Origin of the sequence: Streptomyces sp. W16 (assembly GCF_033194735.1) — a bacterium.
Classification (GTDB): Bacteria; Actinomycetota; Actinomycetes; order Streptomycetales; family Streptomycetaceae; genus Streptomyces.
This window is the reverse complement of the sequence record NZ_JAWOAI010000221.1, coordinates 1-15,618: the sequence shown is the minus strand read 5'-3', so window position 1 is coordinate 15,618 and position 15,618 is coordinate 1. Positions and strand designations below refer to the sequence as shown.

The window sequence follows — 15,618 nt, the reverse complement described above, 5'->3', positions numbered from 1 at the left end:
GTCCAGGCCCGGCCACGCCCATTCGGCCAGGGCGCCGTCCGCGTTGACGCGGTGCGGCGGGAGCCGGTCGGCGAGGGCAAGCCAGCGGGCCGCGTCGGGAGTGCCTGAGTGATAGGCGGCGGCTGTGTGCAGTGCGTGCCGGGCGGCGGAGAGGTCCATCGCCGCGTTGACGGCACCCCAACTGGCGTTCGCGGGACGGTTCTCGGGCGAGTAGGAGGGGACGACGACGAGTTGGTCGTCCGGATCGGTTCGGCCGAGGAAGTCCTCGTAGAACAGGGCGACTTCGGCGAGTGCGGCGGCGGTGCGCGGGTCGCGTTCGCCACGGGTCTCGTCGTGGTCGACGAGTGGCTTGAGCAGCCAGTCGGCGCCGGCGGTCCACAGGTGCAGCGGGTATTCACGGCTGAAGTGGTACGACAGCCCGGACTCGCCGTCGCTGTGCGCGGGCGCGACGACGCCCCGGGCGCCGAACACGGCACGGGCGTTCTCCCGCCAGTCGCCGAGCTGACGATGGATCAAGGAGGCCAGGGCGCCGGTGACTTCGGGGAGGGCGGCGCTCGCGGCGGAGGCGGTCTGGAGATTGAGGTTCGCGTCGTTGGTGAACGCCCCGGACCATGCCGTGTTCCAGTCACCGGTCCACAGTCCGGTGAGGCGGGGCGGCAGCAGGCCGCTGGAGGAGAGCAGGTGGTAGCGGCCGGCGGCGAAGAGGCGCTCCAGGAGAGCGGGGCTGCCGGGACGCTTGAGCAACTCGGAGCCGGGGAGGGCGCGTTCGGTGGCGTCGGCCCGGAGATCGAGGGTGACGCGGTGGTAGGCCGTGCGGTGGAGGGCGAGGTGGCGGTCGAGGAGGGTGTCGTAGGGCTGCCGCTCGTCGGACAGCAGGGCTCGCAGGGCGCGGGTCTCCGCCATGACGTCCAGTTCGCCGGTATGGCGTCGCACTCGGGTGAGGAGCAGGACCTCGGTGGCGCCGGTGATGCGGACTCCGGTCGGGGCGAGTCGAGTTGTTCCGCCGGTGACCACGGCCAGGGTCACTCCGGTGTAGGCGCGGTCGCTGTCGGGGTAGCGGACGCGGAGGTTGAGCAGGGCGCCGTCGGGGGTGAGGAGCGTGCCGTATCCGACGGCCAACAGCTGGGGAGCGCCCGGGAGTTGGTGCTCCTGGGTGAGGTCGAGGGTGAGCTCGGGGGCCGTGACGTGCTGGACGATCACGTCGTCGGCGCGGGAGACGAAGACGCGACTGCGCCAGTCGCCGCGGCGGGCGGTGACCTCACCGGTGGTGAAGTCGACGGAGCGGTGGTAGTCGCGTTCCGTGCGGGCGGTCGGCCGACGGCGCAGTCGGGTCCGGAAGGCCGGGTGGAAGGGCTGGACCCACTGGAGCGGGCGGCCGTCCGTGAAGTCCTCGGCGGCGGTGATGTCGCCGGCGAGCAACCGGTCCTGGAGTGCGGGTAGTTGAGCGGCGAGGCGCGGGGGCCGGGCGTGCTCCGCGCCGTTCGGGCGGACGAGGGTGTGGTGGGTGACGATGACACGGTCGTCGTTCGGATCGCCGAACACGAGGGCGCCGTGATGGCCGTTGCCGCTGAGATAGGCGTCCTCCCAGCGGGCGGCGGGGAGGGGTTCCCAGGTGCCGTGGGCGGGGGTGGTGGGTGCGGCGTCGGGGGTGGTGGGTGCGGGATCGCGGGTGACGGGTGTGGGGTCGGCGGACCGGTGTGCCTCGGGTGCGGCTCCGCCGGACTCGGCTCCGCCGGTCATGGCCGTAGCACCGCCACGCCGTAGCGGCCGAGGGTGAGCTCGCCCTCAACAGTGGCGCCGGTGAGCAAGTCGGCGTGGCTGCCCGGGACTTCGGCGGTCACCGGTTCGCGCCCGTGGTTGAGCAGGAACAGCAGCTCGCCGCGTCGTACGGCCTCGACGTTCACCGGAAGCCCTTCGAGCACCGGGCGGGCCCCCGCCCCGGCGGCGACCCGGGCGAGCAGGGCGCGGAGCGCGTGCGGCTCGGGGAGCATGGAGACGTACCAGGCCCGGCCCTTGCGCAGCACGGCCGGCAGACCCTCCAACTCCCCGCCCTTGTAGGGGATCGCCTCGTCGACGGCCCCGTCCTCGGGCTCGATCTCCTCCGACCAGAGCGTCCCGCGGAAGCCCTCGCACTCGACGGTCTCCCCCGGGTCCAGCGGCCACCACTCGTGCAGCGTGCGGATGCCGAACAGTTCGCGGAGCCGGGCGTCCATGCCGCCGGGCCGTACCCGGTCGTCCTCGTCGGCGATCCCCGTGAGGAAGCCGGAGACGAGAGTGCCGCCGCCGCGGACGTAGGCGAGGAGGTTGTCGATCGCGGTGTCGGTGAGGAGGTAGAGCTGCGGGACGACCACCAACTCGTAGGCGGAGAGGTCGTGTTCGGGGTGGGCGAAGTCGGTGGTGAGGTGGGACTCCCAGAGGGCGCGGTGCCAGGCGCGGACCACCTCGGGGTGGTCCACCTCGGTGGAGAGGCGGCCGTCCTGGGCGCCGGCCCACCAGGCGTGCCAGTCGTGCAGGATCGCGATGTCCGCGGTGATGTGAGTACCCGTCACCTCGCCGCCGATGCGGGCGAGTTCGGCGCCGAGCTGCTTGACCTCCTGGAAGGTCCGGCCCCGCTCCCCCGCGTGGCTGAGCATCCCGGAATGGAACTTCTCCGCGCCCTGCCGGGATTGCCGCCACTGGAAGTAGCAGACGGCGTCGGCGCCACGGGCCACGGCCTGGAGGGACCAGAGGCGGTTGAGGCCGCGCGGCTTCGGGTGGTTCACACCGCGCCAGTTGACCGGTCCGGCCGCCTGCTCCATGAGCATCCAGGGGCCGCGCGCCTGCGAACGGGTCAAGTCCTGGACCAGGGCGGCACTTTGGGCGCCGAGCGGATCGCGCGGATCGGGATAGAGGTCGACCGAGACGACGTCTTCCTCCTCGGACCAGCGCCAGCCGTCCTGACCGACCCACAGCGGCATGAAGTTGGTGGTGACCGGGAGGTGCGGGGTGTGCCTGCGGACGATGTCGCGCTCGGCGGTGTAGCACTCCAGGAGCATGTCGGAGGTGAAGCGCTTGAAGTCGAGCACGTGGGTGGGATTGTTGAGGTAGTGGGCGTGGCGCGGGGGCAGGACGCCGTCCCAGGTGTCGTAGCCCTGGCTCCAGAACGCCGTGCCCCAGGCCGAGTTGAGGGCGTCGAGCGTGCCGTATCGCGCGCGCAGCCAGCGGCGGAAGGCGACGGCGGCCTCGTCGCCGTAGTCGAAGGTGCAGTACTCGTTGTTGATGTGCCACATCGTGAGGGCGGGGTGGCCGGCGTAACGGGCGGCCAGAGCCTCGGTGATGGCGGCGGCGTGGTGGCGGTAGACGGCGCTGGAGTGCGAGAAGTGCTGCCGTCCGCCCCACCATTCGATCCGGCCGTCCGCGTCGCGGGGCAGCGTCTCCGGGTGGAGGCGGCCCAGCCACGGCGGCGGGGAGGAGGTGGGGGTGGCGAGCACGACCCCGATCCCGCTGTCGTGCATCAGATCCATCAGCCGGTCGAGCCAGCCGAACTCCCTTGCCCCCGGCTCGGGTTCGAGCTTCGCCCAGGAGAAGACGCCGAGGGTGACGGAGTTGACGCCGGCGTCCTTCATCAGCCGGACGTCCTCGTGCCAGGTCTCCTCGGGCCACTGTTCGGGGTTGTAGTCGCCGCCGAAGAGGACGCGGCCACGGGTGGCGTCACCGAGCTGAGGCATCAGAGCTGCTCCCCGTACTGGATGCCGCGCCCGTTGGTGGCGAGGTAGACCCGGCCGTACACACGCGGGTCACCGACGATGCACTGCCCGGTCCAACCCCACTGGTGCTGGTCGTCGTTGATCCGCACCCAGGTCTTCGCCTCGTCGTCGGAGCGGTAGACGGCGGTGATGGTCTCGGTCGAGCCGACCTGGTAGATCGCCGGGTAGTCGGCGCCGGGGGCGGGTCTGCCGAAGCCGAGGGTGTAGGAGGCCCAGCAGCTGGCGACCTTGCCGAAGCTCGCGCCGCCGTCGACGGACCGGTAGAGCCCGTTCCACTTGACGCTCAGCCACAGGTCACCGGTCCGTCCCGGCGCCGCGACCAGCTGGAACTGACTGTCCCCGGCGGGCAGCCCACCCGCACGCGCAGTGAACGAGAGGCCACTGTCAGTGCTGGCGTATAGCGTTCCTGTGTCGGTGTCGTATGCGTAGAAGAGCGTCGGGTCGGCCGGGTCGGCGACCGGCGTGGCGCCCTTCGGGAAGGAGGAGACCTCGGACCAGGTCGCGCCGTTGTCCGCCGAGCGGTGAGCCGCGTACTTCGTGCCGTCCCAGTGCACGAAGGACCACAGCAGCGTACCGCCGTCGGCGCTGGTGGCGATCGGCCCCGGTGCGTCGTGGGCGAGGGAGGGCTGGGCAGCGAAGGGCGCCCAGGTCCGGCCGCCGTCGCCCGAGTGCGCGCCGTTGCCGTTGTCGCCCCAGCCCGTGCGGACGACATACGACGGCCTGCCCGCGGCCTGCGCGATTCCCGTCGCCGACCCGAACACGGGGTTCGTCGCCATGCCGCGTGACGGAGACGCCGTGAGCCGCTCGTGGTACATCACGCCGATGTCCCGCGAGGCGCTGATCAGGTGCGCCTCCCCGACCGGGGGCGAGATCAGCTGGATCACGGACGTCTCCTCCAGGCCACGGATCCGCGGTGCCCAGTGGGTGAGGTCACGGGTGCCGTAAAGGGTGGCGCCGGTGCCGTAGACGACGTGCTTGGAGTCGTACGGGTCGACGGCGACGGCCTGGATCCACCAGCCGAACTTCGGCTGGTCCGCACCCCACTTGAGGAAAGGAGTCTCGGACACGTCGAAGACAGCGGAGTCCTTGAGGGACGTCCAGGTGAGGCCGCCGTCGGTGGTCCGGTACAGGGTGTCGACGGCCGCCCAGCGGTTGTTGGTGGCGACGACGACGGTGCCCGCGCGACGGGCGTCCACGGCGACCCCGCCATAGCCGAAGGTGTCGCTCCCGCCGGGCTGGACGGGTGTGACGTCCGACCAACGACCGGTGGCGACGGCCAACTTGTGCACACTGCCGGCGGACTGCCCGTTGGGCCCGGGTGCGTCGGCGTACGTCACATACAGTTCGCGGGCGCGGGCGTCGTACGCGGCGCGGATCGGGACCTTGGCGGAGGTGCCGGTGGGCTGACCGGGGACGGCTTCCCAAGTGGTGCCGTCGGCGGTGCGGTAGAGGTTGACGGCGGTCGAGGTGCCGTCACCGTCACCCCACCCGGCGTAGACGGCACGACCGACGGCGACGAGGAAGGTCACGCCCTGGCCGGACGCGCTCGCGGTAGCGGGGAAGCCGCTGACGGCTGCCCAAGTGGCGCCCCGGTCGGCCGACTTGAGCAGTCCGTCGTGCCGGGTGCCGAGCCACAGGGTGTCACTGTCACGCGGATCGACGAGCAGCCGCTCTCCGGCACCACGTCCGTCCTCGTTGCCGCCGAGTTTCACGGCGAGGTCGGTACGGGTCCAGGTGGCGCCGCGGTCCTCGGAGCGCAGGATCGCTCCGTTGCCGGCCCAGGACTGGGCGTAGGTGCCGACGGCGAGGTACAGCCGGTCCGCATGCGCGGCGTCGACGGCGAGGGCCTCCACCCCGAGGAGATTCCAGTCGTCCCAGCCGAGTTGGTCGGTGAGGGGCGTCCAGCGGGCGGTCCGGTCGTCCCATCGGTAGGCGCCACCGATGTCGGTACGGGCGTAGGCGAGACCGCGGACGGAGGGGTGGAAGAGGACACCGGTGACGAATCCGCTGCCGCCGATGGTGGCGTTGCGCCAGCGATAGGCGGGTGCTTCCACTGCCTGCGCCCTCGTCGTGAGGAGCGGCACGCTGGTGAGCGCGGCGACGGCTGCGGTACCCGCGAGAACGGCACGCCGGCTCATTTCGGACGCGCGCATGACACACCTCGTTCTACAGAGAAACGGTCAGGGGAACTCTTTTAAGGGGCGCGGGGAACTGCGCGACCAGCCCCCACACACCCGCAGACAAAAAACAACCGATTCAGCCCTTAACGGCGCCCGTCAACATCCCCTTCTTAAAATGCCGCTGCACGAACGGCGAAAGCACAGCCACCGGCAACAACGCCATCACCATGACCGCCATCTGCACGGCCAGCCCCGACAACTCCCCCGTCTTGATCGCCTGGGCGAGCCCCACCGGAGCCTCCTGCTTCTGCACAAGCTGGATCATGACGTTCTGCAGCGGCATCATGTCCTGGTCGTTGAGATACAGGGACGCGTTGAACCAGGCGCTCCAATAGCCCACGGCGTAGAACAGCGTGATAACGGCAAGCACCGCACGGGACAGCGGCATCACGATCTGCCACAGGATGCGGAAGTCACCGGCCCCGTCGATCCGCGCGCTGTCGACGAGTTCCTGCGAGATCCCCATGAAGAACCCGCGCAGCACAAGGATGTTGAACACGCTGAGCGCACTCGGCAGGATCAGCGCGAGATAGCTGTCGGTGAGGCCGAGCGACTGCACCAGCAGGTACGTCGGAATGAGCCCGGCGCTGAAGAACATCGTGGCGAGCAGCATCATCAGGATCCACCGGTGCCCGAGCGACCCGATGCGCGAAAGGCCGTAGGCACACAGCACGGACACCGTCATCGAGAACGCCGTGCCGACGACGGTGATGAGGACGCTGATGACCGCCGCGCGGGTCACCTGGCCGCCGCTGAGGAGTTCCTTGTAGGCGACGAAGGTGATGCCCTTGGGCACCATGACCAGGCCGCCCGCCTGGTCGATGGTCCTGCGGGAGGAGAGGCTGGTGACGAGGACGATCCAGAGCGGGAAGAGGATGGCGAAGCAGGCGAGGGTGAGGACGAGCCCCTTGCCGGCGAGGCCGGCCTTGCTGGGTTCCTCCTCCCAGGTCGGGCGGGGCGGCGCGGCCCAACGCCCGGGCTGTCGTACGGACTTGACGGGCTCGACGGGTTTGTCGATGACGGCGGTCACTTCTTGTACACCCCCTGCTCGCCCATGAGGTGGGCCACTTTGTTCGCGGCGAGGACCAGGCCGAGGCTGATCACGCCCTTGACGAGTCCGGCCGCGGCGGCGTAGCCGAAGTCCTGGTTGCGGACGCCGTTCCACCAGACGAAGGTGTCGAGGACTTCCGCCGCTCCCGGTCCCACTGCGTCGCGTTGGAGCAGGATCTGTTCGAAACCGACCGTCAGCGCATCGCCCACGCGCAGCACCAGCAGCAGCGCGATCACCGGCCGGAGCGCGGGCAGCGTGACATGCCACATGCGGCGCCAGCGGCCGGCGCCGTCCATCGCGGCGGCCTCGTAGAGGTCGGGGCTGACCGAGGACAGCGCGGCGAGGAAGACGATGATCCCCCAACCCGCGTCCTTCCACACGCTCTGCGCGGTGATCAGGAACTTGAACGTGTTGGGATCGGTCATGACGTCGAGGCCGTCGAAGCCGTGTTGCCGCAGGAGTTGCGAGAACAGCCCTGCGCCGCCGAGGAGTTGCTGGAAGACGGCGATGACCAGCACCCAGGAGAAGAAGTGCGGGAGGTAGAGGATCGCCTGCGACAGCGCCCGGACCCGGGGCCTGACCACGCTGTTGATGAGCAGCGCGAGCAGGATCGGGATCGGGAAGAACAGGATCAGCTGGAGGAAGAACAGGACGAGTGTGTTCTGTACGGCGTTCCAGAAGGCCGAGTCCGCGAAGATCTGCTGGAAGTTCTCCAGGCCGACCCAGGAGCTGTGCAGCATCGAGACGATGCCGTTGTCGCTGACGTAGGGGTCGTAGTCCTCGAAGGCAACGATGTTGCCGAGGATCGGCAGGTAGTTGAAGACCAGGATGAGCAGGACGGCCGGCAACGTCATCAGGAGCAGGACGCGGTCGCGTCTGAACCTGAGGCGCCAACTGAGCTTTCCCTTGGGGCGGTTGTGCCGGGTGCCGGTGGCACCGCCGGACGCCACCGGGGTCTTGTCCGTCGTGTCGGCCTCGGTCCTGCTCCGAGGCACCGTGCTGTGGGACACGGCCGTTCTCCTTGCCTCGGTACCCGGTCAGCTCGTCGCGGTGCCGTTGTCGTCGAGCAACTTCTGGTACCAGGCGCGGAGTTGGTCGCCGCCCTTGCTCTTCCAGTCCGATACGGCCTGCTGCATGTCGCTGATCTTCTTGCGGCCCCGGGTGATGTCGTCCTCCAACTGCTCGAAGTCGTTGCCGAGGTTGGTGTAGCGGGAGGGCTCGGTGATCATCTGCCCGTAGAAGCTGGACTTCTTGGTGAACGCGCCCATCCGCTGCTGCCATTCGACCTGCGCCTTGGCGACCTCGGGGAAGTCGGGGTGCGCGATGGTGGCGGCGGGGCTGGCGACCATGACGTAGGCGTTGATGACCTCGTTGTTGCCCTGGGTGGTCTTGGTGGGCACGCCGTCCTTGACGGTGTAATGGGTGCCCTCCACGCCGTAGTTGGTGAGCATGTACTCCTTGGTGCCGTACGGCGCGGCGGTGACGTTGGCGACGGCCAGCGCGTCACGGATCACGGACTCGGAGGCCTTCTTGCTGATGAAGGCGAAGATGCCGGCGGGCTGTTCGGCCCAGAGGGTCGGCGCGCCGCCGGCGTGGCCGAAGATGTCCATGCCCCAGATCTTGTAGGCCGGGTTCTGGGTGGCCTGTTCGGCGGTGCGGCTCCACCACTGCGAGATGTTGTTGGCGTAGATGAGGAACTCGCCGGCCGCGAACTTGGGGCCCGGGTCGGTGGCCGCGCTCTTGCCCAACTTGGCGTCCGGGTGGACGTATCCGGCGGCGAAGAGCTTGCGGGTCCACTCCAGTGCTTCGAGGTACTCGGGGGTCTCGATGCGGTTGATCAGCTTGCCGTCGACGAGGTTCCAGCCGAGCGGCTTCTCGCTGCCGGAGAGGACTCCGAAGGCCTGGAAGGCGGTCCACTTCATGTCGAGGCAGGCCCACCGCTTGGCCTTGGCGTTGGTGATCTCCTTGCACAGCGCCATGAACTCGTCGGCGGAGGTGGGGACTTCGTACCCCTCCTTGTCGAAGATGTCCTTGCGGTACAGGGGCACGATGCCGGTGACGTACGGGGACGGCTGCGGCAGACCGCGCAACTTGCCGCCGAAGACGGAGCGTTGCCAGGCGTCCGTCGGGATCGCCGCGAGGTTCGGGTACTCCTTGATCGCGTCCCCGGAGAGGTAGGGGCCGAGGTCGGCGAACTTGTTGATGATGGCGCTGGGTATCTTGCCGCCCATGTTCCAGCCCGGGATGACCACGACATCGGGGATGTCGCTGGAGGCGAGAACCGCGCCGAGCTTCTGGTCGTAGGTGTTGCCGTCCTGGTTCTGCCAGGCGACGTCGACGCCGATCAGGGCGTTCATCGCCTTGTAGTAGGCGTTGTCGCTCTTCGGCGGGGAGCCCCAGAACGGCGACATGATGGAGACCTTGCCGCCCTTGCCGAGCTTCTTGGGCACCGAGGTCTTCAGGCCGGCGAGGTCGAGCTTGCTGGTGAAGCCGAGCGCGGAGCCGTTCTTCGCGGGGATGTCCGGGGTCACCACATTGTTCGCGACGAAGGCCGGCAGCACCTTCTTGACGCCCTTGCCCTGCGAGGTGCCTCCGCCCGAGCCGCTGTCCGAGGCGCCGCAGGCGGAGAGCAGCGGTACCCCTCCTGCCACCGCTGCGGCGACGACCGCCGTGGAGGCGAGGAAGCTTCTCCGGCTGGGAGCGGAGGCGGCGGAGGCGTTCGGCGTCATTGCGTCAACCCTTCATGGCGCACCAGGACACCCGGCGGTGGAGCCGTCGGCTGCGGTGTCTTGTGTGGAACAGAGCACTTAGTCGAAGCGCTTCGATGTTGCTGCGAGGTTAAGTGAACACCCAAGGGTGCACAAGGGTCGCTTCCAAGATTCCTCCGAGGTGTGCGGGGTGACCTGTCCGTATGTGCTGCTTGAAATAACGGTGAAGGTCTCTTGACACCTGCCGTGCATCGAATCAGCATCGAAGCGCTTCGAAAGAGCCGCGCCGCTCCATCGCAAGGGGAACCCCACGTGACCGCACAAACGCCGCCTACTCCGCCTTTCCGCGACCCACAGCTGCCGTTCGCGAAGCGCATCGACGATCTGTTGGCGCGGCTCACCCTCGACGAGAAGGTCGGGTTTCTGCACCAGTACGCGCCCGCCGTGGAGCGCCTGGGCGTCGCCGCGTTCCGCACCGGTCAGGAGGCCCTGCACGGGGTGGCGTGGATGGGCCCGGCGACGGTGTTCCCGCAGGCGGTGGGCCTGGGCGCGACCTGGAACGAGGAGCTCGTACGACGGGTCGGCGACGCGGTGTCCAAGGAGGTCCGCGCGATGCGCGCCCGCGACGACCGCGTCGGCCTCAACGTGTGGGCCCCCACGGTGAACCTGCTGCGCCACCCGCTGTGGGGCCGTAACGAGGAGGGCTACTCGGAGGACCCGAAGCTGACCTCGGCGATCGCCACCGCGTACACGCGCGGCCTGCGCGGCGACCACCCGACGTACTGGCGCACGGCGCCCGTCCTCAAGCACTGGCTGGCGCACAACAACGAGACGGGCCGCGACGTCACCTCGTCCTCCGTCCGCCCGCGCGTGCTGCACGAGTACGACCTGCGCGCGTTCCGCGAGACCGTCGAGGCGGGCGCGGTGGCCGGGGTGATGCCCGCGTACAACCTGGTCAACGGCCGCCCCAACCACGTCTCGCCGTATCTGCGCGAGCACCTGCGCACCTGGACCGACGAGGACCTCCTGGTCTGCTCGGACGCGGGCGCGCCCTCCAACCTGGTCGACTCCGAGCACTACTTCGACACCCACGAGGAGGCGACGGCGGCCTCGCTGCTTGCCGGCGTGGACAGCTTCACCGACCACGGCACGGACAGCTCGACGATCGTCGCGCGGCTCCAAGGTGCCCTGGAACAGGGCCTGTTGACGGAGGCCGACCTCGACGCGGCGGTGCGCCGTCAGCTCTCGGTCCGGTTCCGGCTCGGCGAGTTCGACCCGGCTCACGACCCGCACACCGGCACCGAGGACTTCGACACCCTGGCGCACCGGGCCCTCGCCCAGGAGGCCGCCGAGCAGGCGGTCGTCCTCCTCAAGAACGACGGCGACCTGCTGCCCCTCGCCCACGACACCCGCCTCGCCGTGGTCGGACTGCTCGCGGACGAGTGCAAACTCGACTGGTACAGCGGCACGTTGATCCACCGCTCCACCCCGCTGGAGTGCCTGTACGAGCGGTTCGGCGCCGAGCGCGTCGAGTTCGCGGAGGGCGTGGACCGGGTCCGGCTGAAGACCTCCCAAGGCGCCTATCTGCACGTCCCGTTGGCGGACGTACCCGACGAAGTACGCGGCGCCGAGGGCGCGTTGGACCCCGCCCTCCTCGCCGGCCGCACCGACCTCCCGCCACTCACCACCGACCCCACCGGCACCGAACTCGCGCTCGTCGACTGGGGCGAGGGAGTCGTCACCCTCCGCGCCCCCGACGGCCGTTACCTCTCGGTCGCCGAGGACGGCTGTGTCCGCGCCTCCGCCGACCAGCCCGGCGGCTGGGTCGTCCAGGAGACATTCCGCCTGGAACCCCACGAGAACGGTCACCTCCTGCTGCACATCGGTACGGGTCGCCACGTCTCTGTCGCCGCCGACGGCGTGAAGGTTGCCGAAGAAGGCGGGGAAGTTTCCGGGGAGGGCGCGGAAGTCTTCGAGCTGGTGGTCGCCGAGCGCGGCGAGGACGCGGTGACCCGGGTCGCCGGGGCGGCCGACGTGGTGCTCGTCGTCGCGGGCAACGACCCGCACATCAACGGCCGCGAGACCGAAGACCGTACGACGCTCCGACTCCCCGCCCACCAGCAGCGCCTGCTGCGCGCGGCCCGCGCCGCCAACCCGAACACGGTGCTGGCGCTGGTCTCGGCATACCCGTACGCGGTCGACCCCTCCGATCTCCCCGCGGTCCTGTGGACGGCCCACGGCGGCCAGGCGGCGGGCACGGCCCTGGCCCGCGTCCTCGCCGGCGACGTCTCCCCCGCCGGCCGCCTCTCCCAGACCTGGTACGCCGCCGACACCGACCTGCCCGACCTCCTCGACTACGACGTGATCGGCAGCCGCCAGACCTACCTCTACTTCGAGGGCACACCCCTGTTCCCGTTCGGCCACGGCCTGTCGTACGCGTCCTTCACGTACGGCAACCTCACGGCCCGGGTCGAACTCGGCGCGGTGCACGTGTCGTTCACGGTCACCAACACCGGGGACGTGACGGCCGACGAGGTCGCGCAGCTGTACACCAGCGCGGTGAACCCATCGGTCCCCCGCCCGCTCAGTGAACTGGCCGCGCACCGCCGCGTGACCCTCGCCCCGGGCGAGACGGCGGAACTCTCCTTCGAAGTCCCGTTGTCCGCCTTCGAGTTCTGGGATGTGAAGCGAGGCGGCCGACGCCTCGAATCCGGTCTGTACGACCTCTTCGTCGGCGCCTCCAGCGAGGACATCCGCCTGCGTACGACGCTGACGCTCGCCGGTGAACCCGCCGCACCCCGCGATCTCCTCCAACGGGGCCTTGACGCAGCCGACTTCGACGAGCAGTCGGGCGGCGAGATCGTCGACCGGACGAAGGCGGCGGGCGAAGCGGTGACACCGGTGGGCGGCGGCACGGCTGAACTGGTGTACCGGCACTGCGACTTCGCCGCCGGAGTCACGGAGGTGACCGTGGAGGTGGCGGGCGAGGGGTTCGTGGAACTGTCCCTGGACGGCGGCCCGACACTCGCCCAACTCGCCCTGCCCGCACCGGCATCGGGCCCGTACGACTACACCACGCTCGGCGCCGGGATCGTCGCCGAGGGCGTGCACGACGTGCACATCGGACTGCGCGGCCCACTGCGGCTCGCGCACGTCGGCTTCTCCGGCTGAGGGTCCGGAAGCAGGCCGACGACAAAGAAGGGGCCCGGCACCGGAAGGCATCGGTGCCGGGCCCCTTCGGGGAGACTATATGAAAATGGTTCCCATTAGCTAGGTCAGCTCGGTGAGAGAACGGTCAGAGCGCGAGCCCCGTGAGGACGAGTACCCGCTCATAGGTGTAGTCGTCCATCGCGAACTTCACGCCCTCGCGGCCGACACCGGACTGCTTGGCGCCGCCGTAGGGCATCTGGTCGGCGCGGTAGGACGGGACGTCGCCGATCACGACACCGCCGACCTCAAGGGCCCGGTGGGCGCGGAAGGCGACCTGCACGTCGTGGGTGAACACCCCTGCCTGGAGGCCGTACTTGGAGTCGTTGGCGGCGGCGAAGGCGGCGGCCTCGCCGTCCACCTTCGTGACGGTCAGCACCGGTCCGAAGACCTCCTCGCAGGAGATCGTCGTGTCGGCCGGTACGTCCGTCAGCACGGTCGGCGCGTACGAGGCGCCGTCGCGCTTGCCGCCGGTGAGGAGGGTGGCGCCGGCGTCGACGGCCTCCTCGACCCACGACTCGACGCGCTGTGCGGCGGCCTCGCTGACCAGCGGACCGACGTCGGTCTTGGCATCGCTCGGGTCACCGGTGACCTGGGCCTCGACGGCGGCGACGATGCGCGGCAACAGCCGGTCGTAGACGGCCGCGTCCGCGATGACCCGCTGCACCGAGATGCAGGACTGGCCGCCCTGGTAGTTGGAGAAGGTGGCGATACGGGTCGCGGCCCAGTCGAGGTCGGCGTCGGAGGCGTAGTCCCCGAGGACGACGGCCGCGCCGTTGCCGCCCAGTTCCAGGGTGCAGTGCTTGCGAGGCACCGAGTCCATGATCGCGTAGCCGACCTTCTCCGAACCGGTGAAGGAGATCACCGGCAGCCGCTCGTCCTGGACGAGGGCGGGCATGTGGTCGTTGGCGACCGGCAGGATGCTCCACGCGCCGGCCGGCAGCTCGGACTCGGCGAGCAGGTCGCCGATGATCAGGCCGGAGAGCGGGGTGGCCGGGGCCGGCTTGAGGATGATCGGCACGCCGGCCGCGATCGCGGGGGCGATCTTGTGGGCGCACAGGTTCAGCGGGAAGTTGAAGGGCGCGATGCCGAGGACGACGCCCTTCGGAAAGCGCCGGGTGAGGGCGAGCCGGCCCTGGCCGCCGGCGTCGGTGTCGAGGCGCTGGGCCTCGCCGCCGTTGAACCGCCGGGCTTCTTCCGCGGCGAACCGGAACACGGACACGGCCCGGCCGACCTCGCCGCGCGCCCACTTGATCGGCTTGCCGTTCTCGGCGGAGATCAGCTGCGCGATCTCCTCTGTGCGCTCGACGAGACGCCGGCTGACGTGGTCGAGGGCGGCGGCGCGGACGTGGGCGGGGGTCGCGGCGAACTCGTCCCGTACGGCGTACGCGGCGGCCACCGCCTCCTCGACCTGGGCGTCCGTCGGCACGCTGACCTTGCCGACGAGGCGTCCGTCCCACGGGGAGGTGACGTCGAAGGTGTCCTCGCCGTTGGCCTGACGGCCGGCGAGCCAGAAGGCGTGGGTGGTAGTCATGTCCCGGCCCTTCCGCGTTGGGGGTGGTCTTGGGGCTTCTCGGTCAACCGTAGGGGCGGGAAGGCCGCGGTGCGTTTAGCCGAGTCGTAGTGGTACCGGGCGGGAACACTACAGTTCGGCAGGGGCCGCGATGCGGGCGACGGCCGTCACTCCGCGGCGGCTGTCGCCTTCAACGCCAACCACAGCTCCATCCGTACGTCCGGATCGTCCAGCGACCGGCCGAGGATCTCCTCGACCCGCCGCATCCGGTACCGCAGGGTGTGCCGGTGCACCCCGAGATCGGCCGCCGCCGCGTCCCACTGGCCGTGCCGGGACAGCCACGCCCGCAGCGAGGCGACCAGGTCCCCGCGCCCGGTCGCGTCGTGCTCGGAGAGCGGCCGTAGCAACCCGTCCGCGAACGCCCGTACCGCGTCATCGGCGAGCAATGGCAGCACGGACCCTGCGGCCAGCTGCTCGTGCTCGACGAACACCCGCCCGCGCCGCCGGGCCACAGACAACGCCTGCTCCGCCTGCTTGTAGGCGGCAGCGGCGGCGATGGGCCCGGCCGGCGCCGAGAGCCCCAGGACCGGTCCGTCGTACTCGCCCTGCTCCCGTACACCTACGTCCGAGGAGGCGCGCTCGGCCTCCAGCGCCGCCACGTACTCCCGGCAGGCCTCGACCGCCGCGCCCCCGTCGACGGCGAGCACGACCAGCCGTTCCGACCCTTGCGCCCCATGCAACCCTGATGCCCCTCGCATCCCTTGCGGCCCTTCCGGTACGACGAGCACGGCCTCGCCGGAGCGGGCCGCCGCCGACTCCATGACCTCGGCGAGCCCGCCCAGGGGATCACGGTCCGCGCCGGCGCACTCCCCCACGACCACCCGGAACGGCGCGTCGAGGAGCCCCCCGAACAGTTCACCGGCGACCGCCCGCGCGTGATCCGGCTGCCCGGCGAGCAGCATCCGCAGCACGGCCGCGCCGATCCGCTCCTGGGCGGCCTGCAGGGACCGCGAGCGTTCCGTGGTGAGAGTCAGGAGCGCGATCGCCGAGTGGACGGCGTACCGCTCCGCCGTCCCGAGCGCGGCGGCCGTCCCCACCGCGAGGGCGGCCTTCGGCCGTCGGCCGGTGCCCAGGGAGTGCAGTTCGACGCGGTCCTCGTTGTCCGGGCCGCCCACCACCGAGGAGGCAGGCGCGGGACGCTCCCGCAGCCGTT

The 15,618-nt window shown here is 70.2% G+C and carries 9 protein-coding genes; 1 reads left to right on the top strand and 8 read right to left on the bottom strand.

Annotated features, from left to right (window positions below; genetic code table 11):
• The 6 genes from R6V09_RS27160 to R6V09_RS27135 form a co-directional block, all read right to left on the bottom strand.
• The coding region (locus tag R6V09_RS27160) for a glycosyl hydrolase family 95 catalytic domain-containing protein (RefSeq protein ID WP_317884060.1) at window positions 1-1,740 on the bottom strand (1,740 nt) is incomplete at its 3' end.
• Window positions 1,737-3,707, bottom strand: a complete 1,971-nt coding sequence (locus R6V09_RS27155) for a beta-galactosidase (RefSeq protein ID WP_317884059.1) — start codon at window positions 3,705-3,707, stop codon at window positions 1,737-1,739. The genes R6V09_RS27160 and R6V09_RS27155, both read right to left, overlap by 4 nt.
• On the bottom strand, window positions 3,707-5,899 hold the full coding sequence (locus R6V09_RS27150) for a 1,4-beta-glucanase (RefSeq protein WP_317884058.1): 2,193 nt from the start codon (window positions 5,897-5,899) through the stop codon (window positions 3,707-3,709). The genes R6V09_RS27155 and R6V09_RS27150 overlap by 1 nt, the downstream gene beginning before the upstream one ends.
• A 103-nt stretch (window positions 5,900-6,002) precedes the next feature.
• Window positions 6,003-6,956 (bottom strand): carbohydrate ABC transporter permease, encoded by a 954-nt coding sequence (locus R6V09_RS27145; protein WP_317884057.1) that lies wholly within the window; start codon window positions 6,954-6,956, stop codon window positions 6,003-6,005.
• On the bottom strand, window positions 6,953-7,987 hold the full coding sequence (locus R6V09_RS27140; protein ID WP_317884056.1) for an ABC transporter permease: 1,035 nt from the start codon (window positions 7,985-7,987) through the stop codon (window positions 6,953-6,955). Before R6V09_RS27140 ends, R6V09_RS27145 begins: the two co-directional genes overlap by 4 nt.
• Window positions 7,988-8,014: 27 nt before the next feature.
• Window positions 8,015-9,706 carry an extracellular solute-binding protein gene (locus tag R6V09_RS27135; RefSeq protein ID WP_317884055.1) on the bottom strand — a complete coding sequence of 564 codons (1,692 nt, stop codon included), beginning with the start codon at window positions 9,704-9,706 and terminating at the stop codon, window positions 8,015-8,017.
• A 291-nt stretch (window positions 9,707-9,997) separates the two neighbouring features.
• Here R6V09_RS27135 and R6V09_RS27130 point away from each other — a divergent pair, with 291 nt between their 5' ends.
• Window positions 9,998-12,856, top strand: a complete 2,859-nt coding sequence (locus R6V09_RS27130) for a glycoside hydrolase family 3 C-terminal domain-containing protein (protein ID WP_317884054.1) — start codon at window positions 9,998-10,000, stop codon at window positions 12,854-12,856.
• 124 nt (window positions 12,857-12,980) lie between these two features.
• On the opposite strand, the gene R6V09_RS27125 is transcribed toward R6V09_RS27130, so the two are convergent.
• Window positions 12,981-14,426, bottom strand: a complete 1,446-nt coding sequence (locus R6V09_RS27125; RefSeq protein WP_317884053.1) for an aldehyde dehydrogenase family protein — start codon at window positions 14,424-14,426, stop codon at window positions 12,981-12,983.
• A 146-nt stretch (window positions 14,427-14,572) separates the two neighbouring features.
• A partial coding sequence (locus R6V09_RS27120; RefSeq protein WP_317884052.1) for a PucR family transcriptional regulator occupies window positions 14,573-15,618 on the bottom strand: 1,046 nt, incomplete at its 5' end.

Coding starts and splice junctions, on each gene's coding strand:
- R6V09_RS27155 (WP_317884059.1), bottom strand. CDS start 3,707: ATGCCTCAGCTCGGTGACGCCACCCGTGGCCGCGTCCTCTTCGGCGGC.
- R6V09_RS27125 (WP_317884053.1), bottom strand. CDS start 14,426: ATGACTACCACCCACGCCTTCTGGCTCGCCGGCCGTCAGGCCAACGGC.
- R6V09_RS27150 (WP_317884058.1), bottom strand. CDS start 5,899: ATGCGCGCGTCCGAAATGAGCCGGCGTGCCGTTCTCGCGGGTACCGCA.
- R6V09_RS27135 (WP_317884055.1), bottom strand. CDS start 9,706: ATGACGCCGAACGCCTCCGCCGCCTCCGCTCCCAGCCGGAGAAGCTTC.